This window comes from Dechloromonas sp. ZS-1 (assembly GCF_039649255.1).
Lineage (GTDB): Bacteria > Pseudomonadota > Gammaproteobacteria > Burkholderiales > Rhodocyclaceae > Azonexus.
Genome location: NZ_JBDIYD010000007.1, coordinates 99,481 through 120,667, shown reverse-complemented (window position 1 = coordinate 120,667; position 21,187 = coordinate 99,481). Strand labels below are relative to the sequence as shown.

Here is a 21,187-nt window from a genome sequence, read left to right as displayed (position 1 = left end):
GCCATCTCAGCCCAGACGCTCCGGCAGCACGTCGCGCAGCATCACGGCGGCGTCGCGGATCATCTGTTCGGTGGTGTCCCAGCCGACGCAGCCGTCGGTCACCGAGCAGCCGTACTTGAGCTGGCTGAGGTCGGCCGGGATCGACTGGTTGCCGGCTTCGATGTTCGATTCGACCATGACGCCGAGGATGGACTTGTTGCCGGCACGGATCTGATTGACCACATCGGCCAGGACCAGCGGTTGCAGTTCCGGCTTTTTCGAGCTGTTGGCGTGCGAGCAGTCGACCACCAGATTGGCCGGCAGCTTGGCCTTGGCCAGGGCCTGTTCGGCCACGGCGACCGACACGGTGTCGTAGTTCGGCTTGCCGTCGCCGCCGCGCAGCACGACGTGGCCGTAGGGGTTGCCGGTAGTGCGCACGATGGCCACACGGCCGTCGTTGTTGAGGCCGAGGAAGGAGTGCGGGCGGGAGGCCGAGAGGATGGCGTTGGTGGCCACGGTCAGGTCGCCGCTGGTGGCGTTCTTGAAGCCGACCGGGGTGGACAGGCCGGAGGACATTTCGCGGTGCGTCTGCGATTCGGTCGTGCGGGCGCCGATGGCCGTCCAGGCGATGAGGTCGCCGTAGTACTGCGGGCCGTAGGGGTCGAGCGCCTCGGTACCGGCGCAGAGGCCGATTTCATTGACGGCGAGCAGGAATTCGCGGGCTTTTTCCATGCCGACATTGACCTGGAAGGAGTCGTCCATGAACGGGTCGTTGATGTAGCCCTTCCAGCCCACGGTGGTGCGCGGCTTCTCGAAATAGACGCGCATGACGATGTGCAGCGTGTCGGAGACTTCGTCCGCCAGCGCCTTCAGGCGGCGGGCGTAGTCCAGGCCGGCCACCGGGTCATGGATCGAGCAGGGGCCGACCACGACGAAGAGGCGGTGATCCTTGCGGTCCAGAATGTCGCGCAGGATGGCGCGGCCCTGACCGACGGATTGGGCAGCAGCGTCGCTGATCGGCAGCTTGGCGTGGATCTCGGCCGGCGTCGGCATGGCGTCGAAGGCGGAGACGTTTACGTTTTCGAGAAGTTGGGTCGTCATTTGGTCAGCTCGCGAATCATGTCCTTGATGGCCACGACCTTGTCATTGAGGCTTGGGCAGTGGCGCAAGAGCGAAATTTTATCCTGTCCGGCCAGCTTATAGCTGCGATTCTTCTGGATCAAATTGATGATCTTGATCGGTTCGATAGGCGGATTCTGAGTGAAAGCCGGGCTGAACTGGATGGTGATCTGGTCGGCGCTGGCGTCCAGCTTCTGGATCAGCAGCGGTTTGACCAGAAGGCGCAGGCGGTGCGTCGCCATCAGCGACTGGCCTTGCAGCGGCAGTTCACCAAAGCGGTCGACCAGCTCTTCCTGCATGGCATCGAGGTCTTCTGCCGTGTCGCAGTTGGCCAGGCGCTTGTAGAGCGTGAGGCGCTCATGCACATCCGGACAGTAGGCGTCGGGCAGCAGCGCCGGGGTACGCAGGTTGATTTCGGTGCTGATGCCGAGCGGCTGGGTGAGGTCGATGCTTTCGGCCGACTTGCCTTGCTTGAGATGCGCCACGGCGCGGTTGAGCATGTCGGTGAAGACATTGAAGCCGACTTCCTGCATTTCGCCCGACTGGTTATCGCCCAGCACCTCGCCGGCGCCGCGGATTTCCAGGTCGTGCATGGCGAGGAAGAAACCGGAGCCGAGTTCCTCGGACATCTGGATGGCTTCCAGGCGCTGCTTGGCCTGCTTGGTCATCGCCTTTTCATCCTGCACCAGCAGGTAGGCATAAGCCTGGTGATGCGAACGCCCGACGCGGCCGCGCAACTGGTGCAGCTGGGCGAGGCCGAATTTTTCCGAGCGGTTGATCAGGATGGTGTTGGCGTGCGGGTTGTCGATCCCGGTTTCGATGATGGTCGTACACAGCAAGAGGTTGGCGCGCTGGCTGGTGAAGTCGCGCATCACGCGCTCCAGCTCGCGCTCGTTCATCTGGCCGTGGCCGATCACGATGCGCGCTTCCGGCACCAGCTTTTCCAGCTTCTCGCGCATGTTTTCGATGGTGTCGACCTCGTTGTGCAGGAAGTACACCTGGCCGCCACGCTTCAGTTCGCGCAGCACGGCTTCGCGGATGATGCCGTCGGAAAACTTGGAGACGAAGGTCTTGATGGCCAGACGCTTCTGCGGCGCGGTGGCGATCACCGAAAAATCGCGCAGGCCTTCCATGCTCATCGCCAGGGTGCGCGGGATGGGCGTTGCGGTCAGCGTCAGCACATCGACTTCAGCGCGCAGCGATTTCAGTGTTTCCTTCTGGCGCACGCCGAATCGGTGTTCCTCATCGATGATGACGAGGCCCAGACGGTCGAATTTGACGTCCTTGCCGATCAGCTTGTGCGTGCCGATGATGATGTCGATCTTGCCCTCGGAGAGCTCCTTCAAGGCCTGGGCCGATTCCTTGGCGGTCTTGAAGCGGGAAATCTCGGCGACCTTGACAGGCCAGTCGGCAAAGCGGTCGGCGAAGGTCTGGTAATGCTGCTCGCAGAGGAGCGTCGTCGGGCAGAGTACGGCCACCTGCTTGCCGCCGGCGACGGCGCAGAAGGCGGCGCGCAGCGCGACTTCGGTCTTGCCGAAGCCGACGTCGCCGCAGACCAGGCGGTCCATCGGCTTGCCGGACTTCATGTCCTCGATCACGGCGGCGATGGCGGCGGCCTGGTCGGCGGTTTCTTCAAAGCCGAAACCGTCGGCAAAGGCCTCGTAGTCGTTTTCTTCAAAGGCGAAGGCATGGCCCTGGCGCGCGGCGCGGGCGGCGTAGAGCGCGAGCAGCTCGGCGGCGGTGTCGCGCGCCTGCTCGGCGGCCTTGCGCTTGGCTTTTTCCCACTGCCCGGAACCGAGCGTGTGCAGCGGCGCGGCATCCGGCTCGGCGCCGGAATAGCGCGAGATCACGTGCAGCTGGGCGACCGGGACGAAAAGCTTGGCCGCATTGGCGTAGTGCAGTTCGAGGAATTCCTGCTCGCCGTTGCCGAGATCCATGCGGATCAGGCCCTGATAGCGGCCGATGCCGTGACTTTCATGCACCACCGGATCGCCGACCTTGAGTTCGGTGAGGTCTTTCAGCCAGTTGTCGAAGCTCGCCTTGCGCGCCGCTTCGCGGCGGGTGCGGCGCGGGCTGCCGGCGTAGAGCTCGCTTTCGGTGACAAAGGCCAGACCGTTGGCCATGAAACCGGTATGCAGCGGGGCAACGCCGAGCGCGAGCTGGGCATCGCCCGCCAGAAAACCGGCGTAGTCGGCGCTGGCTGATGGTTTCAGACCGTGCTCGGTGAGCATGGCGGCGAGGGTTTCGCGGCGGCCGGCCGATTCGGCCAAGAGCAGGACGCGGCCCGGCTGGGTGGCGAGCCAGGTTTTCAGTTTGCCGAGCGGATCGTCGGCGCGGCGATCCACGGCGAGATCGGGCAACCCGACGGTCAACGCGCCGTCAAAGGCTTTTTTGCTCTCCAGGGCGAGTCGACCGTAGGTCTTGGCGGCGGCAAAGAAGGCTTCATCGCTCAGGAACAGCAGATCGGGCGGCAGCAGCGGGCGCGCCTTGTCGCCTTGCAGCAGGTCATAGCGCGAACGCGTGTCTTTCCAGAAGGCCGCCATGGCGCTGGAGGCATCGCCCTGGGTGACGAACAGGGCGTCACTCGGCAGGTAGTCGAAGAGCGTGGCCATCTCTTCAAAGAAGAGCGGCAGGTAATACTCGATCCCGGCGCTGGCGATGCCTTGGGAGACATCCTTGTAGACGCCGGACTTGGCCGGATCGCCTTCGAAGGCTTCGCGGAATTTCTGGCGGAAGCGCGTGCGGCCGCGCTCGTCCATCGGATATTCGTGCGCCGGCAGCAGGCGGACTTCCGGGACCGGATAGATCGTGCGCTGCGTATCGACGTCGAAAGTCTTGATGCTCTCGATCTCGTCATCGAAGAGATCGAGACGGTACGGCACGGTCGAGCCCATCGGAAAGAGGTCGATCAGGCCGCCACGAATCGAGTATTCACCCGGCGACACCACCTGCGTCACATGCGCGTAACCGGCCAGGGTGACCTGGGCGCGGAATTTTTCGGCATCGATGGTTTCGCCCTTCTTGAAGGCGAAGGTGTAGCCCGCCATGAATTCGGGCGGGGCCAGACGGTAGACCGCCGTCGAAGCCGGGACGAGCAGGATGTCCAGTTCGCCCTGCATGGCGGCCCAGAGGGTGGCCAGGCGCTCGGAAACCAGGTCCTGGTGCGGCGAGAACGTGTCGTAGGGCAGCGTTTCCCAATCCGGCAGCAGGCGTACGCGCACGTTGGGCGCAAACCAGGGAATCTCGTCGAGCAGGCGCTGGGCATCGGCCGCATTTTCCGTCACGACGGCGAGCAGGCGGCCTGGATGGGCGGCAGCCAGTTCGGCCAGCGCGAGCGCATCCGAAGCACCGGCAAGCGGCGGCAGGTCGAGTCGTTGCCCCGGTTTGGGCAGGGCGGGCAAGGCAAGCAGGGAGCGGGACACGTTGAGTCAGACGGGCAGCGCAGCGGACTGCGGGGTGCGCATTATACCGGCTGGGCCTGGCCGTCTGGTGCGGCGCTGCATCGGTGCGTGCCGCGAGCGCGTCAGCGTGGCCTCACGCACAGCGGGCAAGCACGCCGTCAGCGTGGCGCGCGTTTGAGGACGACCAGCGCAATGCCGCCCAGGATGGCGATCGAGGCGAGCACAAGACGCAAGCTGAGGGCTTCGCCGAGGAAGAGGACACCGCCGATGGCCGTGATGACGGGAACACTGAGCTGGAGGGTGGCCGCCTGCGTTGCGGCAAGGGCGGGCAGCGCGGCGTACCAGAGGGCGTAGCCGATGCCGGAGGCCAGGGCGCCCGAGGCTACGGCGAGCAGGATGCCGCGGGTGTCGGGCATGCCCGGTAGCGGGGCAAGGAGCAGCAGGAGCAACACCCAGGGCAGCGTGCGGACGAAATTCCCGGCGGTGGCCTGGGTCGGGTCGCCCTGACCGCGACCGCGCAGCGAATACATGCCCCAGGCGATGCCGGCCAGGACCATGAGCGCGGCTGCACCCGGCGGCGGTGCCGCCACGCCCGGCAACAACAGGCCGGCCAGGCCGCCGATGGCGAGCAGGAAACCCAGCAACTGCGCCTTTTGAAAACGTTCGCCCGACCAGAGGCCAACGCTGATCATCGTCGTCTGTACCGCACCAAACAGCAGCAGAGCACCGGTGGCTGCGGACAGTTCCAGGTACGCGAAGGAAAAAGCGGCGGCATAGGCGAACAGTGCAGCCGCCGAGGACCAGCTGCCGCGCACGGGCTGCAGGCGACGTTGCGGCCAGGCCACGATCAGGGTGAGCACCAGGGCGCCGCTGGCCAGCCGGATGGCCGTGAAGCTGGCGGCATCGATGCCGGTGCCGCGCAGGGCCAGCCTGCAGAGCAGCGAATTGGCGGCAAAGGCCAACATGGCCAGGGCGACCAGCAGGAGGGTGCGGCGCATGGCCGGGGCAGTCCTTGTGTCCATCATCGTGTTGTCAGGCGGGCGGTGGCAAACGGAGAAGGGCAAACGGGGAAGGGCTAACGGTGAACGGGCAGCGGCAGGGCCGCCGGCGGCTGGCCGGATCATCGGGGGTGCAGACCCGGCGCGTCAATCCCCGGCGTTGGCGTCGGGCGCCGTGATCGTGTGCAGGATCTGGTCGTGCCGCATTTTCAGGGCCTGCTGCTGGGCATCGTCCAGAGTTTCCAGCGTGAGCCGCCGGGCGAAGACGTCATCGGGAGAGAGTTCGTCCAGGGTTTCCTGGGCGACGCTGTCGATCCGTGCCGCGCTGGCGCGCGTACGCCGCAGACGCAGGACCTCGACCGGCCAGCCTTCGCAGACCGCCTGCACCCGGGCCGGCAGGTCGGCCAGGTAATCGTCTTCGACCAGGGTGATTTCCAGCCAGGCAGGGGTGTCGCGCGAGCCTTCCGCTGCGGCTTTGCCGATGGCGGCGGGCAGGTCGGCCAGGTTGCTGCGCAGGGCGATCAATGGCTGGAAGCGCGGCACCGGCAGCGCCGTCACGGCCTGCAAGCCGCCGGGATCGAGATCGATCAGCAGCATTTCCTTGCTTTGCGCTGCTTCATCGAAACTGAGCGGAATCGGCGAGCCGCTGTAGCGGATATGCTCATGGCCGCCGACGCGCTGGGGACGGTGGATGTGGCCGAGGGCGATGTAGTCGGCCGGCGGGAAATCGGCGGTCGGAAAGGCATCGAGACTGCCGACGTAAATTTCGCGGACCGAATCGCTGGTACTGGCGCCGACCGTGGTCAGATGGCCGGTCAGGATGCGGGGCAAGGGCTGGCCGAGCTCGCTGATTTTGGCCTCGCAGGCGGCGTTGACCGCCGCGTAGTGCTCCCGCAAGGCATCGCGCAGGCTGCGCTGCTTGTCCTCGGCGCTTTGGCCGGCTTCGCTGCTGATCAGATCACGCGGCCGCAGGTAGGGCACGGCACCGATCACGGCGCCCAGCGTGCCGTCGCGGCGGGGCAAAACATGAACATGCGCGGCCGGTTCGGCCGCACCCGGCACGACCAGCGTGCCGAGACGGGCCAGCAGATTTTTGCTTTCTCCGAGTACCGCCACCGAGTCGTGGTTGCCGCCGAGCAGGATCAGCCGCACCTTGGCGTCGTGCAGGCGCTCGACCAGCTGGTTGTACAACTCGCGGGCGTAAGAAGGCGGCGTGCCCGTGTCGAAAATGTCACCTGCGATGAGCACGGCATCGACGGCCTGGGAGGCCACGGTATCGAGCAGCCAGTCGATCAGGGCCTGATGCTCGGCCTGGCGTGTCTTGCCCATGAAATGCTGACCGAGATGCCAGTCGGAGGTGTGAAGGAGGCGCATGGTGGGAGACGGGATTTTGCGTGAATGCGGCGTAGGGTAAGGCCGCGATTCTAGCCGGTCTGCTGGCGGACTGTGTGGGGACGCCGACGATGCAAAGGGGCGCTGAAGCCGCCTCGACAAGCAGCGCGGGCGGTCGCTGCCGGCACTATTCAGCGCAAGGCGTCGGTCTTGCGGATCAGCTCCAGCACGGAGCTCACATCCATCTTCTGAAAGATCGCGGCCCGGTGCGTCTTGACCGTATTCACAGTGATACCGAGCTCCTCCGCGATTTCACGGTTCTTGCGACCGCCGACGACAAGCCAGAAAACAGCCCGTTGCGCCGGTGAGAGCTGCTCAAAGCGTCCCCGGATTTCCAGGCGAGCCTTGTCGGCAGCGCTCTTGCCTTGGCGGGCGCGCGGTGCGGTGGGGCGGTTCGGGAAAACATGGCGGTCGAGCATGGCAACCAGTTCGTTGTCGAAATTCACCGCCGGTGAAACGGCTTGCTGGGTCATGCTCACCAGGCGGTTGTCGAACAGCCAGGTGTGGTCGCCCAGCCAGCTGCGGATCATTACCCAGACTTCCTGGCTGGCTTCGAGCGGCATGGCTGTACGGACCGTCCCTTCGAGTTTGCGCAATTGCCGCGCCACGCCCTGATGCGCCGCCTTGTGTGCCTTGATGTGGGCCTGGCAGGTCGGCGTGTCGGGCAGCAGCTCCATCATCCGTTCCTCGTAGGTGGCATGCCCGACCAGAAAGGCGCCCAGTTCTCCGACGGTCTCCTGCAAGGTTTGACGGCAGGTGTTTTGCCGCGCCTGAGGGCAGGTTTGGCAGACAGCTTGCGGCGAGACTGCGTGTTCCGGACAAAAACGGGTCAGCTCGGCCACCAGCGTGTCGAGGATCTCATGCTGGTGATCGATTTCTGCGTGCCCGGTGGAAGTGATGCCCATACCTGTCCGAAAGAGGGTTTTTGCCAATTATCTGAATTTTATGCATCTACAGGGTGAAAAGTATCACCCCGTCGGGTGATGACGCGCGGATTTGTCAAAATTAGACTGAGTTCAACGCGTCGGCATGATGTCTCCAGTTCGGAAACCTGGCCGGCAACGTCTAGAGTTGAACCGGAGGCCCGTACCATGTCAGCGCCCCTTGAAATCCAGCATCATGATTTGCTCGATGCCCTGAACAAGAAGACCAGCGTCTCGGACAAGATCGCCTTTCTGCATCGTGTCGTCCGCCAGCATTGCGCGTTCATCCACCGGATTGGCGTGGCAGTCTACGACCAGCGGACCGACACCCTGAAGACCTTTGCCCACAGCACCGAGGGCGAAAATCCCCTGGGCAACTACCAGTGCAAGCTGCGCGAAGCGCGGGCCTTGTATCAGATCTTCCTGGATGGCCAGCCGCGCGTCGTCAATGACATTGCCGCCATGCCGAGCGCCCGCGAGCACACGCGCCGTCTGCAGGCTTTCGGCTTTCGCGCCAGCTACACCATCCCGACCTATCTCGATGACAGCCTGACCGGGTTTGTGTTCTTCAACTCCCGTTTTCCGGATGTGTTCGACGAGTCTTCCTTGCCGTATTTCGACATGATCGCTCGCCTGATTTCCCTGCTGGTGAGCGTGGAACTGCAGCAGGTGCGCACCTTGTACGGGGCGCTCAAGATGGCGACCAGTTTTTCCGGCCACAAGGATCCGGAAACCGGCGAGCATCTCGACCGGATGGCGCATTTCTCGCGCCTGATCGCCAATGAGGTCGCGCCGCACTACGGTCTGAGCGATGAGTTCGTTGAATCGATCTACTGGTTTGCGCCGATGCACGATGTGGGCAAGATTGCCATTCCCGATCACATCATCCGCAAGCCTGCCAAGCTGAGTACGGATGAGTTCGAGGTCATGAAGACCCACGCCACCCGGGGGCGGGAGATCATCAACAGCATGCTGGGTAACTTCAATCTGGATCGTTCGGGCATGGCCCGGATGATCGGCAACATTGCCGAATATCACCATGAAAACATGGATGGGAGCGGTTATCCCTGCGGGCTCCGGGGTGACGACATCCCCATCGAAGCCCGGATCGTTGCGGTGGCCGATGTTTTCGATGCGCTCACGTCGACGCGTTGTTACAAACCGGCCTGGTCGAACGAGGAGGCATTCGAGGCCTTGCGCGGCATGGCTGCCTGGAAGCTGGACCGGCTCTGCGTCGATGCCTTGTGCCGCCATGCCGGGAAGGTGCAGGAAATCCAGGATCTCTTCCAGGACAGTCATGAGCCGCCTGAACGCGATGCCTTCGTCCTGCGTCGCGGGTGCGGGGCCGCCGCGCCGTCGGCCTCGGTGCTGGACAGCGTCCGCTGATTTTTCGCTGCCGGGATGAAACCAATGGCATGCGGGCCGGTCTGTCCTTGCAGGAGCGGCTGGCGCCGTCGATGTAAAAGATGTAACCGGGGCTCAACCCAAAGGCGCCATGGCCGTTAAGGAAGCATGGGCCAAGCCCGGCCCGGTGCGAAGAGAAGGAGTGATGCCATGTCCTATGAGCTCGGTCCCCACAGCCTGAAGGCCTTCGAGTCCACTGCCGTGGTTGCGGCAGCCTATCTGGACGCCTGCGATGCCGGCATTACCCATATTCATCTGGATCCCGACCATTACCGGGATTGCGCCACCTTGCTCAGCCGGATGTTTGCCCTCTTCGATCCGGCGCACCACTTTCCCACACTGCTGGAGCACTCCCCGGCGGCCCGTGAAATTGCCGAGGGCATCGTGATGGGCGGTCGGCTGGATACCAGTTGCCTGATCTATTACCCGCAACTGGCGGCCTTGCTCGGGCGTGTTGCGACGCGCAACTACCCGGTCTGAGCCTGCATGTGCGCTACCGTGATCGGACTGCAGGGCGCATGCAGTCCGACGGTCGACACTGCCAGCAGGCCATTTTTCGTCAATCGAGCTTGCGCAGCGCCAGGGCGTTGATGCAGTAGCGCAGGCCGCTTGGTGCAGGGCCATCCGGGAAAACATGGCCGAGGTGCGCATCGCACACATTGCAGGTCGTTTCGACCCGCGTCATGCCATGGCTGTGGTCGGCGTGATAGGCCACCACGTCGGGCGTCAGGGCTTGCGTAAAGCTGGGCCAGCCGCTGCCGCTGTCGAACTTGGTGTCGGCATCGAAAAGGGGGGTGCCGCAGCAGGCGCAGGCATAGCGGCCCGGCTCGAATCGGCTGCACATCGACGAACTGAAGGCGCGCTCCGTACCTTTCTGGCGGGTCACGTGGAAGGCCTCCGGTGAGAGCAGGGCTTGCCATGCGGCCTCGCTGCGTTCATCCCGCCGGGGTGGCGCTGCGTTGCCATCGCGGGCCAGACGCAGGACCCCGCCCCAGGTGAGCAGGCCGGCGGCGGCTTGGCCCGGATCATTGGCTGCTGCCTCCTGAAGAAAGGCAATCAGGCGGTCGGCATCGATCGAAAAATGGTTGAAAGCGACTACGCCATTCGGGTCGATGACGATGAACCAGGGCGTGCCACCGCAGGCGTAGCGCTGCATCAGGGTCGAAAAGCGGCCATCCGGCCCGGCATCGTGGGCAAAGGGGATGGCCAGGCCATAGCGGGCCTGGTTGGCGAAGCCGCGTTCACGCGTGTTGTCGGCGTGTTCCTCGAAAACGGTTTGAATGGCGGCCAGGCTGACGAAGTCGCTGCCCTCAAAGGCCTCGGCCAGCCGTTGCAGGGTCGGAAAACCGCGTTGGTGACAGCCGGGGCAGTTGTCCTGGAAGCAGAACAGGATCTTGTAGCGGCCGGGCATGACATCCAGCCCGTAGTAGTCGAGCGGCTGGCCATGGGCGTCGCGCCAGTCGGTGACGCCGAGTTCGGGGGCCAGTTGTTCAAGGATGCCGCGGGGGGCTTGGCGCATGGGAAGACTCCGGTTCAGGTGCCGCAGAAGGTTCGGTAAGCCGCCGTGACCTCGGCGGGCGCCGGTTCGGCATAGCGCGCCAGGGCCGGGTCGAGGGTGAAGGGGGCGCGCAGGGCCGCCACCAGACGCTCGGTCGGCGCCAGGTCAAAGCGCTCGGTGGCAGCTTCCAGGGCGGCTTCGACTTGGTGATTGCGGGCGATCAGCCAGGGATTGGCGCGGCGCATCGCATCCAGCAGGGCGGGATCGCGCTGGCCTTCCCAGGCGGTACGCCAGGCGGCCGCTTCGGCATCGTTGGCTGCAAACACCCGGCTGAAAGCATGCGGGTTGCCGGCGGCGGTTTCGGTCAATGCGTGAAAGGCGAGCGTGAGGTCGCATTGATGGCGGTGCAACAAATCCAGGAAATCGTCGATCAGCCGACGGTCGACCGTCGCCGAGGCCGTATTTTCAGGGAGCCCCAGTTTCTGGCGCATGACGCGCAACCAGGCAGCATCGAGTTCGGCCGGGAAGGCCACGATGCGGGCGGTGGCGCGCTCGACGGCCTGCTTTTGATCGGGATCGATCAAGGGCAGCAGGGTTTCGGCAAAGCGGGCCAGGTTCCATTGCGCAATGTCGGCCTGATTGCCGTACGCGTAACGGCCATGGGTGTCGATCGAACTGAAGACGGTAGCCGGGTCGTAGGCCTCCATGAAGGCACAGGGGCCGTAATCGATGGTTTCGCCGGAGAGCGTCATGTTGTCGGTATTCATCACGCCGTGAATGAAGCCGACGCCCAGCCAGCGGGCAACAAGCTCAGCCTGGCGCCGGCAGACTGCGTCGAGCAGGCCGGCATAGCGGTCATCCTGGTCGATCAGCGCCGGATCGTGGCGGGCAATCGCGTAGTCGGCCAGTTTCTTGACCCAGTCCGGTCCGCGATGGGCGGCAAAGAATTCGAAGGTGCCGACGCGCAGGTGGCTGGCGGCCACACGGGTCAGCACCGCGCCGGGCAAGGCCCGTTCGCGCCGCACCATGTCGCCGGTGGCGACCACGGCCAGGACGCGTGTCGTCGGGATGCCCAGCGCGTGCATGGCCTCGCCGATGATGTATTCGCGCAAGGCCGGACCCAGTGCACATTTGCCATCACCGTTGCGCGAGAAGGGCGTGCGGCCCGAACCTTTGAACGCCAGGTCGCGCCGCTGGCCGGCCCGGTCGATGACCTCGCCCAGCAACACGGCCCGGCCATCGCCCAGCCGCGGTGAAAACCCGCCGAACTGATGCCCGGCATAGGCCTGGGCGAAGGGCTCGGCACCCGGCGGGACGACTTGCCCTGAAAACACGGCCAGCCCTTCATCGCCGGCCAGGCGTTCCTCATCCAGGCCGAGTGCGTGGGCCAGGGAGCGATTCAGTGCCGCGAAGCGCGGCTTGCTTGCCGCCTCGGGCTGCCAGCGCGCGCCGTAATCGGGCAGGTCGCGGACGTAGGTGTTGTCGAAGGCAAACAAGGGGGCGGGGGAAGATGATCGTGGCAGCATGCAGGCGTCGACCGTGCGTGAGCGAAGAAGGTTCCGGTTCCGCGGATTCGGCGGGGTGGTGCGGGTATGATGCCTGATTCATTCAGACGGTCATTGATAGGACAAGGAGCATTGCATGAAAGAGAACAGCCTGCATTCACAGCCGGGCATCCCGATGCTGTTGCTGGCCGCGGCCATGATCGGGGCGGCGGGTTATCTGTTTTTCGTTGCGCCCGCCTTGCTGGTGGTCACCCCAAAATTGGTGTGGCTCGCCCTATTGATGCTCTTGGGAGGGTTTGCGCTGTTGCCGGGGTTGTACATGGTTGAGCCTAACCAGTCCGCCGTGCTGAGTCTTTTCGGGCGTTATGTCGGTACGACGCGTGAAGACGGCTTGCGCTGGAATAATCCGTTTTTGCAGAAGCACAAGCTCAGTTTGCGGATTCGCAATTTTGAAAGCGGCAAGCTCAAGGTCAATGATCTGGAAGGCAGCCCCATCGAAATTGCCGCGGTGATCGTGTGGCAGGTGGCCGATTCGGCGGAGGCGGTTTACAACGTCGACGATTACGAGAGCTTTGTGCACATTCAATCTGAGTCCGCCTTGCGGGCCATGGCGACCAGTTATCCCTATGATGCGGTTGAAACGGGGGAAGTGGCCTTGCGCAGCCATCCGCAGGAAATCTCTCAGCACCTCCAGGAACAGCTTGCCGAGCGCCTGGCCAAGGCCGGGGTGCGTGTGATTGAAGCGCGTATCAGCCATCTGGCCTATGCCCCGGAAATCGCGCAGGCCATGTTGCAGCGCCAGCAGGCCAATGCCGTGATTGCGGCCCGTTCGCGGATCGTCAGCGGTGCGGTGGGCATGGTCGAAATGGCCTTGGCCGAACTGGAGAAAAACGGCTGTGCCCAATTTGACGAGGCACGCAAGGCGCAGTTGGTCAGCAACCTGCTGGTGGTGCTGTGCAGCGAGCGCGGCTCGCAGCCGATCGTCAATGCCGGGAGTCTGTAATCCCGTCTGCCGCTGTGAGTTTCAGCCCTTGGCCAGGGCCAGGCAGGCGGCGCCGATCAGCATGCAGGCTGTGCCGAGCAGTCGGCTGAGGCTCAGGCGTTCGGCGAGGACGCGGGCGCCCGCATAAACGCCGATCAGCATCGACAGCTCGCGCAGCGGGGCGACATAGCTCAGCGGGGCGCGGGTCAGGGCGATCAGGATCAGGGTGTAGGCCAGGGGGGAGAGGAGGCCGACCAGCACGATGGCACGCCACTTGGCCTGCCATTCCGCGATCAGCAGATCGTGCCGGCGCAGGGCTTGCGGCAGCAGCATCAGATTGCGGACGAGCAGGCTGAGGCCGTAGTAGAGCACGGGGGCGAGACCGAGCACCTTGATTGCCCAGCCATCGAGCACGGTGTAGGCGGCGATGCTGAGGCCGGTCAGAGAGCCCCAGAAAATCCCGGCCTGCAGGGTGGTCGACCGTCGGGCTTCGGCTAGACCGGCAATGAGCAGGATGCCGGCAAGGATGGCGGCAATGCCGATCAGACCCAGGGTGGTCGGTAATTCCCCGAGCAGCAGCACGGCCCCGAAAACCGCAAAAAGCGGCCCGGTGCCCCGGGCCAGCGGATAGACCAGCGAAAAATCGGCGGCCCGATAGCCTTTTTGCAATATCAGGGAATACACCGCATGGATCAGCGCACTGCCCACAATGGCAGCCCACGCCAGGCTGCTGAGCGGTGCGCTCAGGTGTGACCAGGCATGCAGGGCGAATGGCAGCATCAACAGGCTGCTGACCAGCCCATAGAGCGTGACGAAGTACAGGCCGCCACCGACGCGCTTGGAAATCAGGTTCCAGCTGGCGTGGCAGAGCGCGCCTGTCAAAACCAGGGCGAGGGCAATCAGGTCCATGCTGATCCCGTGGCCGCGCTCAGTGCCGGTAGTGCTCGGGCACGATGCCGTGGCGGGTGAGCTTGTCGTAGAGGGTCTTGCGCGGCGTATGCAGGGCTTCGGCCGTGGCGACGACGTTGCCGCCGGTGCGCTGGAGCGCGGCGATGATCAGGGCGCGCTCGGCGGCATCGACCTGCTCGGCCAGCGAGTCGCCCGTTGGGTCAGGCCCGCTCGCGCCGGGCAGGCCGTCCGGCAGGCCGAGTGCCCAGCGGTCGGCGACGTTTTTCAGTTCACGCACGTTGCCGGGCCAGGGGTATTGCTGCCAGCGCGCCAGATCGGTCGGTGTCCAGTCAGCGACCGGGCGCTGGTAGCGCTGCGCTGCATCGGCCAGAAAATGCGCCATGAGCAGTGGAATGTCGGCGCTGCGCGCCCGCAGGGGCGGCAGGTCGAGGCTGACCACGTTGAGCCGGTAATAGAGGTCGGCCCGGAACTGGCCTGCATCGGCGGCCGCTTTCAGGTCGGCCTTGCTGGCTGCCACCAGGCGCAGGTCCACCGGCACGCCGGCATTGCTGCCCAGGCGCTCTACGCTGCGTTCCTGCAGGACGCGCAAGAGCTTGACCTGCAGGTTGAGCGGCATGCTTTCGATTTCGTCGAGGAAGAGCGTGCCGCCGCTGGCGTGTTCGATGCGCCCGATGCGGCGCTTGCCCGCGCCGGTAAAGGCGCCGGCTTCATGCCCGAAGAGCTCGCTTTCGAACACGCTCTCCGGCAGCGCACCGCAGTTGATGGCGACAAAGGCGCCGCGCCGTCCGCTTGCTTCGTGGATGGCACGGGCGATGACTTCCTTGCCGGCACCGGTTTCGCCATTGATCAGCAGATCGACGCCGGTTGGCGCCAGGCTGCCGACCAGCTGGCGGATGTGCTGCATGGCCGGGGTCTGACCGATGATGCGCTGGATGCCTGACTCACCCAGCTGCGCCTTGAGACGCCGGTTTTCGATGAGCAGGGCGCGTTTTTCCAGCGCGCTGCGGACGGCGGCGATCAGGCGTTCCGAGGGGAAGGGCTTTTCGATGAAGTCGTGCGCGCCTTCGCGCATGGCTTCGACGGCCATCGCGACATCGCCGTGGCCGGTCATCAGCAGGACGGGCAGTTCGCGGTCGAGCAGGCGCAGTTCGCGCAGCAGGCTCATGCCGTCACGCCCGGGCAGGCGGACATCGGTCACGACCAGGGCCGGACGCTGTTCGTGCATGGCCTTGAGCAGGGTCTCGGCACTGGCAAAGCCACGCACCGGGATGTCGGCAATCGAGAGCGCCTGCTCGCAGCCCTTGCGGACCGCCGCATCGTCCTCGACGAGAAAAACGATTGCCTCAGGCATGGACTGTCGCCTTGGCGTAGCTGGCACGGTCGAGGTCGGCGGTTTCTACGCTGAACTGGATTTCCATGCCCGGGGGGCGGTTGACCGTCGGGATCAGCGCGGCGAGCACCTGTTCGGCCAGCGCCTGACGGACTTCGGGCGGGCGGCCGCTGAGCAGGGCGATGCGCACATGGAGGAAGGCGCGGGGCGTTTCGGCGACGCCGACGCGCCACTGATTGAGACAGAAGGCGCGGCTCTTGATGTCGTTTTCGCCAAACAGGCCGCTGTCGAGGGCCGCCTGATTGATCGTGCGCAGCGCCGCGGCGCAGTCAAAGGCCGGGAGGTTGTCGGTGTATTCAAGTGTCAGGTGCGGCATGGGGATCTCCGGCCACGGGCAGGGTGAGCACGAATTCGGCGCCGCCTCCGGGCGCATTGCGTGCGCTCAGGGTGCCGCCGTAGCTTTCGGCAATGGTACGGGAAATGGCCAGGCCCAGGCCCAGCCCTTCGCCCGCCGGCTTGGTCGTGAAAAAGGGTTCGAACAGATGCGCGTGCGCGTCGTCGCTCAGGCCGGCGCCGTGATCGAGCACGCCGATCTGGCGCTGGCCATCCCGGGTCTGACAGGTGATGACGAGGCGCGGTTCGGGCTGGCCGGCCATGGCATCGAGGCCATTGCGCAGCAGGTTGATCAGGATCTGCTCGACGCGCCCGGCTTCGGCCAGCACGCAACAGCCTGGATCGGGCGGCGGGGTGTCAATGGTGGCGCCGATTTCGCGGCGGCGCGCTTCGACGATGAGGAGCGCGTGTTCGATGGCACTGTCTATGCTCACCGCCTGCGGCGTGGCGGCTTCCTTGCGGGCAAAACTTTTGAGCTGGCGCACGATGCGGCCGGTACGGGCGACCAGATCGGAAATCATCGCCAGGTTTTCGGCTGCTTCCGGCAGTCGACCGCGGTCGAGCAGGGCGCGGGCATTGTCGGCGAAGGTTTGCAGGGCGGCGAGCGGCTGATTCAGCTCGTGGCTGATGCCGGCGGACATCTGGCCGAGGGTGGCCAGCTTGCCGGCCTGGACGGCGGCATCGCGCGTGGCGCGCAGGATGCTCTCCGTTTTTTCGAGTTCGGCAATCTGGGCGGTCAGGTCGGCGGTGCGGGCGGCAATGCGTTCTTCCAGACTGGCATGGACGCGGCGGAGTTCCTCGCGGCGGCGGCGGCGATGGCGCAGGTGGGCGATCAGGCCGAGGGCAAAGGCGAGCAGCAGCGCCAGGGCAGCGGCCTGGGTGGTCGCGGTCGTGCGGGCTTCGTCGGGATTACCCAGTTGCACCAGTTGCCAGCCTTGCAGGCCGACCGGGCGGGCATGCACGAGGCGTTCGCGTGCCGCCTCACCGGGCAAGGCCAGGCGCTGTGGGCCGGGTTGAGCGGTGGCGATCGGCCGGTCGGCAATCAGGGGAATGGCTTGGGCGCCGTATTGGCGCGTATCGCCCAGACGTGCTGCCACCGTCTCGCCCAAGGGCGCGAGGCTGCGGTAGCGCAGGGCGCGGGCCGAGGCGAGGAAGGCGATGCCGTCGCCATCGACCAGCATGAGCGGCTCGCTGCTGTTGGCCAGGGCTTGCTCCAGGGCATCGAGTTGCTGTTTGACGACGATGACGCCGAGCAACTGCTGCTGACGGCGCAAGGGGGCGGCGAGGAAGTAGCCCGGCTCGCCGGTGGTGACGCCGACACCGTAGAAGCGGCCCAGGCCCTTGCTGACGGCATCGCGGAAATAGGGGCGGAAGTTGTAGTCGTGACCGACAAAGCTGTGCGGCTGCCGCCAGTTGCTGGCGGCCACCGTCAGCCCCTCGGCATTGATCAGGAAGGCCGCCGACAGATGGGCGCCTTGCTGGACTGCCTCGAGATAGGCGTTGGCAGCGGCCTGCCGGGTGGCATCCTGCGGGGCATCGAGCAGGGCGGTCAGGCTGGGGTCAAGGGCGAGCAGGCCGGGCAGGGTTTCGTGCCGGGCCAGCGCGGCTTCCAGCGAGAGGGCGAGCGCGTCGAGGCGGTGCTGTGCTTCGCGCCGGGCATGGTCGAGGTGGTGGGCGAACAGGCTTTGAAAGGCCAGCCAGCCGACGAGCAGGCAAAGCGCCAACGCCGCCCCGGCCAGAAAGGCGGGGCGGCGCAGGGGAGAAAAATCGGGGAGAAAGCGGTTCACCCCGACATCCTACCGATTTTGGCCATTTTTCTCAGTCGACCGCCGCCAGCTTCATTTCGGCATCGGCATGGCGCTGCTGCTCTTCCATGACCAGACGGCCCAGTTCGCGCTTCAGGTCATTGAAGGCAGGCGAGGCCGGATCGCGCGGACGCGGCATGTCGACGACCTGATCGCGCTTGACCGTACCCGGCCGGTAGGTCATGACCACGATGCGGTCGGCCAGGTAGATCGACTCCTCGATCGAGTGGGTGACGAAGAGGATGGTCTTGCCCAGCTTTTCCCAGATGCGCAGCAGCTCGTCCTGCAGATTGCGGCGGGTGAGCGCGTCGAGCGCGCCGAAGGGCTCGTCCATCAGCATGATCGGCGAATCGAGCGCGAGCACGCGGGCAATCGCCACACGCTGGCGCATGCCGCCGGAGAGGTCCTTCGGGTAGCGATCGCAGAAGTCCTTCAGGTGCAGGAGGTCGAGCAGTTGATTGACCGTAAGGTCGATCTCCGCCTTTTCCTTCTTCTGCACTTCGAGGCCGAAGGCGATGTTCTGGGCCACCGTCATCCACGGAAAGAGCGCGTATTCCTGGAAAACCATGCCGCGATCCGGACCGGGCGAACGGATGGTCTTCTGGTCGATAATGATCTGCCCGTCGGAGGGCGGCTGGAAACCGGCCACGGCGTTGAGCAGCGTCGATTTGCCGCAGCCCGAGGGGCCGAGCAGGCAGACGAATTCGCCGGGCTGGATGGTGAGGTTGATGTCTTTCAGGGCCACGACATCGCCGCCGGGCGTCTTGAAGACCTTCTGCACGTTGTTGATCAGGATGGGGCTGCTCATGATTAGTGCTCCAGGCCGCGGTGCCAGCGCAGCAGATGGTTGTTGAGGCGGCTGACAGCCGTATCGATGGCCAGGCCGAGGAGACCGATGGTGATCATGCCGGCGATGATCTTGTCTGACCACATGAACTCGCGGGCTTCGAGGATGCGGAAGCCGAGCCCGTCATTGACCGCTATCATCTCGGAGACGATCACCACGATGAAGGCGGTGCCGATGCCGATGCGCACGCCGGCCAGGATGTAAGGCGTGGCGGCGGGCAGGATGACGCGGGTGAACATCGTCCATTGGCCGACCCCGAGGTTGCGCGCGGCACGCAGGTAGATGCCGTCGACCTGGCGCACGCCCGCGATGGTGTTCATCAGCACCGGGAAAAAGGCGCCGATGGCGATCAGGAAGAAGGACGGCGGATTGCCCAGACCAAACCACAGGATGGCGAGCGGGATGTAGGCGATGGGCGGGATCGGACGCAGGATCTGCACGAGCGGGTTGAACAGCGCGTAGATGCGCGTGTTGGCACCCATCAGCAGGCCCAGCGGCAGGGCCAGACCGGCACCGATGACAAAGCCGGCAATGACGCGATAGAGGCTTGAGTACGCGTCATGCAGCAGTTCGCCGGAGAGCAGCCAGGCCAGATAGGACTGACCGGCTTCCTGTTCCTGGGCCGGCAACAGATAGGCCCACCACTTGGCGGCGACCGCCGAGGGGGCCGGCATCACGACGGCCGAGAAGAGGCCGGCGCGGGAGCAGGCTTCCCAGAGGATGAGCACGAGGACCGGCACCAGGGCGCCGTGGGCGAAATCTTTGAGTTTCTGCATCATGACCTCACTTCACCTTCAGGTCGGCCTTGGCCTTCTGCAGCAGATCGAGCTTGACCCACTCGGATGCCTTGGGCGGCTTCTGCATGCGGCCGACGCCGTACTTGTTCATGAATTCGGTGGTGATGTCGATGTGCTCGGGCGACACGTCGTAGGTGTAGTCGGCGTTGTCCATCGCATCCTTGAAGTCCTGCGGGGTGATCTGGCCCTTGAACATCTGTTCGCGCACATACTTCTCGGCCAGCGCCGTGTCCTTGTTGAAGAGGGCAGTGGTTTCGACAAAGCACTTCATCAGGCGCTGGGCGACGTCCTTCTTCTCGGTGTACATCTTTTCCGTCATGACCAGCAGCCGCACCGGCTCACCCATCTTGGTGTTGTACGGTTTCATGATCTCGACGCCGAATTTCTTGTTGATTGCCTGCGACGACTGCGGCTCGGACTGGCACATGGCGTCGATCTGCTTGGCGGCCAGGGCCTGATTGAGGTCAGCAAAAGCGAGGAAGACAATCTGCACATCCTTGCCCGGCTTGTCGGACCAGGTCAGCCCGGCTTTTTCCAGCTCGGCGTAGAGCAGCAGTTCATGCGCGCCGCCACGGGTCACGCCGACCTTCTTGCCCTTCAGACCCTGAATGTCCTTGATCCCGGTTTCGGCACCGGCCACCAGGCGCGCACCGCCCTTGGCAAAACCGGCCACGGTGACAATCGGCACGCCATTGGCGCGACCGGCAATGGCGCCGTCCGAAGCCAGCGCGGCGATGTCGATCTCGCCCGCGACGATGGCCGGCATGATGTCCGGCCCCTTCGGGAACATGCGCTCCTCAACCTTCAGGTTGTACTTGCCGCAGGCTTCCTTCATGTAGGACACGGCGCCGTAATGGGCAAACTTCAGATTGCCCAGACGCACCACATCCGGCGTCTGCGCCACGGCGACTTGCGTCAGCGAGCAGGCTGCCAGCACGGCACCGGCAATCAGGGCCGGGCGAAAAGAAAAACGGGATTGCATGATGGACTCCTCCAGTGGGTTGTTGTCTTCCCCATAGTGCAGGAGCCGTGCCAGGCAGAGGATTTTGGTCTAGTGATCTGAATTCATGGTGTTTTTACGCGTTGACCGTCGGGATGTAATGCAGCGGCGTGTGCGGTGATCCGGAATCAAAGGGCAGGGTGTGTGCGGGAAATCGCACAGTTTTTTTCCGGGTTGCGCCGAGTGCGCCGGAACGGCAAAGTCTTTGTCATAGTCAGGTTTCATGTTGGTTCCCGCATGGCATAATCTGGGTTTTGCCTTGCCAGCAGATGCGGCATGCGCATCGACTCAAGCGATCCCTGCGATGAAAAAACTCATTCTGCTTGCCCTGCTGGTCTATCTCGGTTGGCAATACAAGCATCCCCAGATTGACGAAACCCGTTTGGCGACCAATGCAGCCATGACCCAGTCTGATCAAAAGGCGACACCGCCCGTCGGACTGCTCGCGACGGCTGCAGATTCGTCTCCAGCGCGACCGGTCGGACAACTCACCCAGACCAGCCAAACCTTCCGCTGCGACGGCCGCACCCACTGCTCACAGATGACCTCCTGCGCAGAAGCCACCTATTTCCTGAAAAACTGCCCCAACACCCAGATGGATGGCGATGGGGATGGCGTGCCGTGCGAGCGGCAGTGGTGTGGGGGGCGGTAAAGCTGATCAGGCTTCGGCATGAAACGGAGCATATGACTGAAGAGTCCCGGTATTTCGCAGTCTTTGCGGGATTGTTGGAATAGGCTATCCGACGGTCGGCATCCCGGAAAGCCTATGTTTTAAGGATGTAAATCGAATGAATTGGATATGTTTTGTGGCCCTTGGGGCATTTTTGATGGTGCCGGCTGGCCATGCCAGCGCAGAGGTTCGTCCGGAGTGGGTGGATCAATGCTTGATGAGTGTGACCTCCACC

At 64.5% G+C, this 21,187-nt stretch carries 18 protein-coding genes; 4 read left to right on the top strand and 14 right to left on the bottom strand.

Annotated features, from left to right (window positions below; genetic code table 11):
• Nucleotides 1–6: 6 nt before the first annotated feature.
• From AACO21_RS10955 to AACO21_RS10935, 5 genes are all read right to left on the bottom strand, one after another.
• Nucleotides 7–1,080, bottom strand: a complete 1,074-nt coding sequence (locus AACO21_RS10955) for a 3-deoxy-7-phosphoheptulonate synthase (protein WP_346192553.1) — start codon at nt 1,078–1,080, stop codon at nt 7–9.
• Nucleotides 1,077–4,520: a transcription-repair coupling factor gene (gene mfd, locus AACO21_RS10950; protein ID WP_346192552.1), complete on the bottom strand. Its 3,444-nt coding sequence runs from the start codon at nt 4,518–4,520 to the stop codon at nt 1,077–1,079. Before mfd ends, AACO21_RS10955 begins: the two co-directional genes overlap by 4 nt.
• A 137-nt stretch (nt 4,521–4,657) precedes the next feature.
• The gene (locus AACO21_RS10945) at nt 4,658–5,497 is read right to left on the bottom strand and encodes an EamA family transporter (protein WP_346192551.1); all 840 of its coding nucleotides are present in this window, start codon (nt 5,495–5,497) and stop codon (nt 4,658–4,660) included.
• Nucleotides 5,498–5,644: 147 nt separating this feature from the next.
• A complete protein-coding gene (gene sbcD, locus AACO21_RS10940; RefSeq protein ID WP_346192550.1) occupies nt 5,645–6,871 on the bottom strand; it encodes an exonuclease subunit SbcD in 1,227 nt (408 codons plus the stop codon).
• Between the two features lie 149 nt (nt 6,872–7,020).
• Nucleotides 7,021–7,794: a LuxR C-terminal-related transcriptional regulator gene (locus tag AACO21_RS10935; protein ID WP_346192549.1), complete on the bottom strand. Its 774-nt coding sequence runs from the start codon at nt 7,792–7,794 to the stop codon at nt 7,021–7,023.
• A gap of 186 nt (nt 7,795–7,980) precedes the next feature.
• On the opposite strand from AACO21_RS10935, the gene AACO21_RS10930 reads away from it, so the two are divergent.
• The gene (locus AACO21_RS10930; RefSeq protein ID WP_346192548.1) at nt 7,981–9,198 is read left to right on the top strand and encodes an HD domain-containing phosphohydrolase; all 1,218 of its coding nucleotides are present in this window, start codon (nt 7,981–7,983) and stop codon (nt 9,196–9,198) included.
• A gap of 168 nt (nt 9,199–9,366) precedes the next feature.
• A complete protein-coding gene (locus AACO21_RS10925) occupies nt 9,367–9,696 on the top strand; it encodes a hypothetical protein (protein ID WP_346192547.1) in 330 nt (109 codons plus the stop codon).
• Nucleotides 9,697–9,775: 79 nt separating this feature from the next.
• Here AACO21_RS10925 and msrB read toward each other — a convergent pair whose 3' ends face one another.
• The gene (gene msrB, locus AACO21_RS10920) at nt 9,776–10,192 is read right to left on the bottom strand and encodes a peptide-methionine (R)-S-oxide reductase MsrB (protein ID WP_346192600.1); all 417 of its coding nucleotides are present in this window, start codon (nt 10,190–10,192) and stop codon (nt 9,776–9,778) included.
• Nucleotides 10,193–10,749: 557 nt separating this feature from the next.
• On the bottom strand, nt 10,750–12,240 hold the full coding sequence (locus tag AACO21_RS10915) for a protein adenylyltransferase SelO (RefSeq protein WP_346192546.1): 1,491 nt from the start codon (nt 12,238–12,240) through the stop codon (nt 10,750–10,752).
• A 115-nt stretch (nt 12,241–12,355) separates the two neighbouring features.
• Here AACO21_RS10915 and AACO21_RS10910 point away from each other — a divergent pair, with 115 nt between their 5' ends.
• Nucleotides 12,356–13,222 carry an SPFH domain-containing protein gene (locus AACO21_RS10910; RefSeq protein WP_346192545.1) on the top strand — a complete coding sequence of 289 codons (867 nt, stop codon included), beginning with the start codon at nt 12,356–12,358 and terminating at the stop codon, nt 13,220–13,222.
• A 21-nt stretch (nt 13,223–13,243) separates the two neighbouring features.
• Here AACO21_RS10910 and AACO21_RS10905 read toward each other — a convergent pair whose 3' ends face one another.
• The 7 genes from AACO21_RS10905 to AACO21_RS10875 are packed head-to-tail and all read right to left on the bottom strand — an operon-like array spanning nt 13,244 to nt 20,264.
• Nucleotides 13,244–14,110 carry a DMT family transporter gene (locus AACO21_RS10905; protein WP_346192544.1) on the bottom strand — a complete coding sequence of 289 codons (867 nt, stop codon included), beginning with the start codon at nt 14,108–14,110 and terminating at the stop codon, nt 13,244–13,246.
• Nucleotides 14,111–14,129: 19 nt separating this feature from the next.
• Nucleotides 14,130–15,461, bottom strand: coding sequence for a sigma-54 dependent transcriptional regulator (locus AACO21_RS10900; RefSeq protein WP_346192543.1), 1,332 nt, complete (start codon nt 15,459–15,461; stop codon nt 14,130–14,132).
• On the bottom strand, nt 15,454–15,816 hold the full coding sequence (locus AACO21_RS10895) for a 5-carboxymethyl-2-hydroxymuconate Delta-isomerase (protein WP_346192542.1): 363 nt from the start codon (nt 15,814–15,816) through the stop codon (nt 15,454–15,456). The genes AACO21_RS10900 and AACO21_RS10895 overlap by 8 nt, the downstream gene beginning before the upstream one ends.
• Entirely contained in the window at nt 15,797–17,620 is a 1,824-nt protein-coding gene (locus AACO21_RS10890; RefSeq protein ID WP_346192541.1) for an ATP-binding protein, read from the bottom strand. Before AACO21_RS10890 ends, AACO21_RS10895 begins: the two co-directional genes overlap by 20 nt.
• 31 nt (nt 17,621–17,651) lie before the next feature.
• Complete coding sequence (locus AACO21_RS10885; protein ID WP_346192540.1) at nt 17,652–18,446, bottom strand: ABC transporter ATP-binding protein; 795 nt, start codon at nt 18,444–18,446, stop codon at nt 17,652–17,654.
• A gap of 2 nt (nt 18,447–18,448) precedes the next feature.
• Nucleotides 18,449–19,264 carry an ABC transporter permease gene (locus tag AACO21_RS10880; protein WP_346192539.1) on the bottom strand — a complete coding sequence of 272 codons (816 nt, stop codon included), beginning with the start codon at nt 19,262–19,264 and terminating at the stop codon, nt 18,449–18,451.
• 4 nt (nt 19,265–19,268) lie between these two features.
• Nucleotides 19,269–20,264: an ABC transporter substrate-binding protein gene (locus tag AACO21_RS10875; protein WP_346192538.1), complete on the bottom strand. Its 996-nt coding sequence runs from the start codon at nt 20,262–20,264 to the stop codon at nt 19,269–19,271.
• A 322-nt stretch (nt 20,265–20,586) separates the two neighbouring features.
• Here AACO21_RS10875 and AACO21_RS10870 point away from each other — a divergent pair, with 322 nt between their 5' ends.
• Nucleotides 20,587–20,934 carry an excalibur calcium-binding domain-containing protein gene (locus AACO21_RS10870; protein ID WP_346192537.1) on the top strand — a complete coding sequence of 116 codons (348 nt, stop codon included), beginning with the start codon at nt 20,587–20,589 and terminating at the stop codon, nt 20,932–20,934.
• Nucleotides 20,935–21,187: the final 253 nt, after the last annotated feature.

Excerpts from the sequence above, each read along its gene's own strand:
- AACO21_RS10955 (WP_346192553.1), bottom strand. The coding sequence starts at position 1,080 with ATGACGACCCAACTTCTCGAAAACGTAAACGTCTCCGCCTTCGACGCC.
- AACO21_RS10945 (WP_346192551.1), bottom strand. The coding sequence starts at position 5,497 with ATGCGCCGCACCCTCCTGCTGGTCGCCCTGGCCATGTTGGCCTTTGCC.
- sbcD (WP_346192550.1), bottom strand. The coding sequence starts at position 6,871 with ATGCGCCTCCTTCACACCTCCGACTGGCATCTCGGTCAGCATTTCATG.
- AACO21_RS10935 (WP_346192549.1), bottom strand. The coding sequence starts at position 7,794 with ATGGGCATCACTTCCACCGGGCACGCAGAAATCGATCACCAGCATGAG.
- AACO21_RS10930 (WP_346192548.1), top strand. The coding sequence starts at position 7,981 with ATGTCAGCGCCCCTTGAAATCCAGCATCATGATTTGCTCGATGCCCTG.
- AACO21_RS10925 (WP_346192547.1), top strand. The coding sequence starts at position 9,367 with ATGTCCTATGAGCTCGGTCCCCACAGCCTGAAGGCCTTCGAGTCCACT.
- AACO21_RS10915 (WP_346192546.1), bottom strand. The coding sequence starts at position 12,240 with ATGCTGCCACGATCATCTTCCCCCGCCCCCTTGTTTGCCTTCGACAAC.
- AACO21_RS10910 (WP_346192545.1), top strand. The coding sequence starts at position 12,356 with ATGAAAGAGAACAGCCTGCATTCACAGCCGGGCATCCCGATGCTGTTG.
- AACO21_RS10905 (WP_346192544.1), bottom strand. The coding sequence starts at position 14,110 with ATGGACCTGATTGCCCTCGCCCTGGTTTTGACAGGCGCGCTCTGCCAC.
- AACO21_RS10900 (WP_346192543.1), bottom strand. The coding sequence starts at position 15,461 with ATGCCTGAGGCAATCGTTTTTCTCGTCGAGGACGATGCGGCGGTCCGC.
- AACO21_RS10895 (WP_346192542.1), bottom strand. The coding sequence starts at position 15,816 with ATGCCGCACCTGACACTTGAATACACCGACAACCTCCCGGCCTTTGAC.
- AACO21_RS10885 (WP_346192540.1), bottom strand. The coding sequence starts at position 18,446 with ATGAGCAGCCCCATCCTGATCAACAACGTGCAGAAGGTCTTCAAGACG.
- AACO21_RS10880 (WP_346192539.1), bottom strand. The coding sequence starts at position 19,264 with ATGATGCAGAAACTCAAAGATTTCGCCCACGGCGCCCTGGTGCCGGTC.
- AACO21_RS10875 (WP_346192538.1), bottom strand. The coding sequence starts at position 20,264 with ATGCAATCCCGTTTTTCTTTTCGCCCGGCCCTGATTGCCGGTGCCGTG.
- AACO21_RS10870 (WP_346192537.1), top strand. The coding sequence starts at position 20,587 with ATGAAAAAACTCATTCTGCTTGCCCTGCTGGTCTATCTCGGTTGGCAA.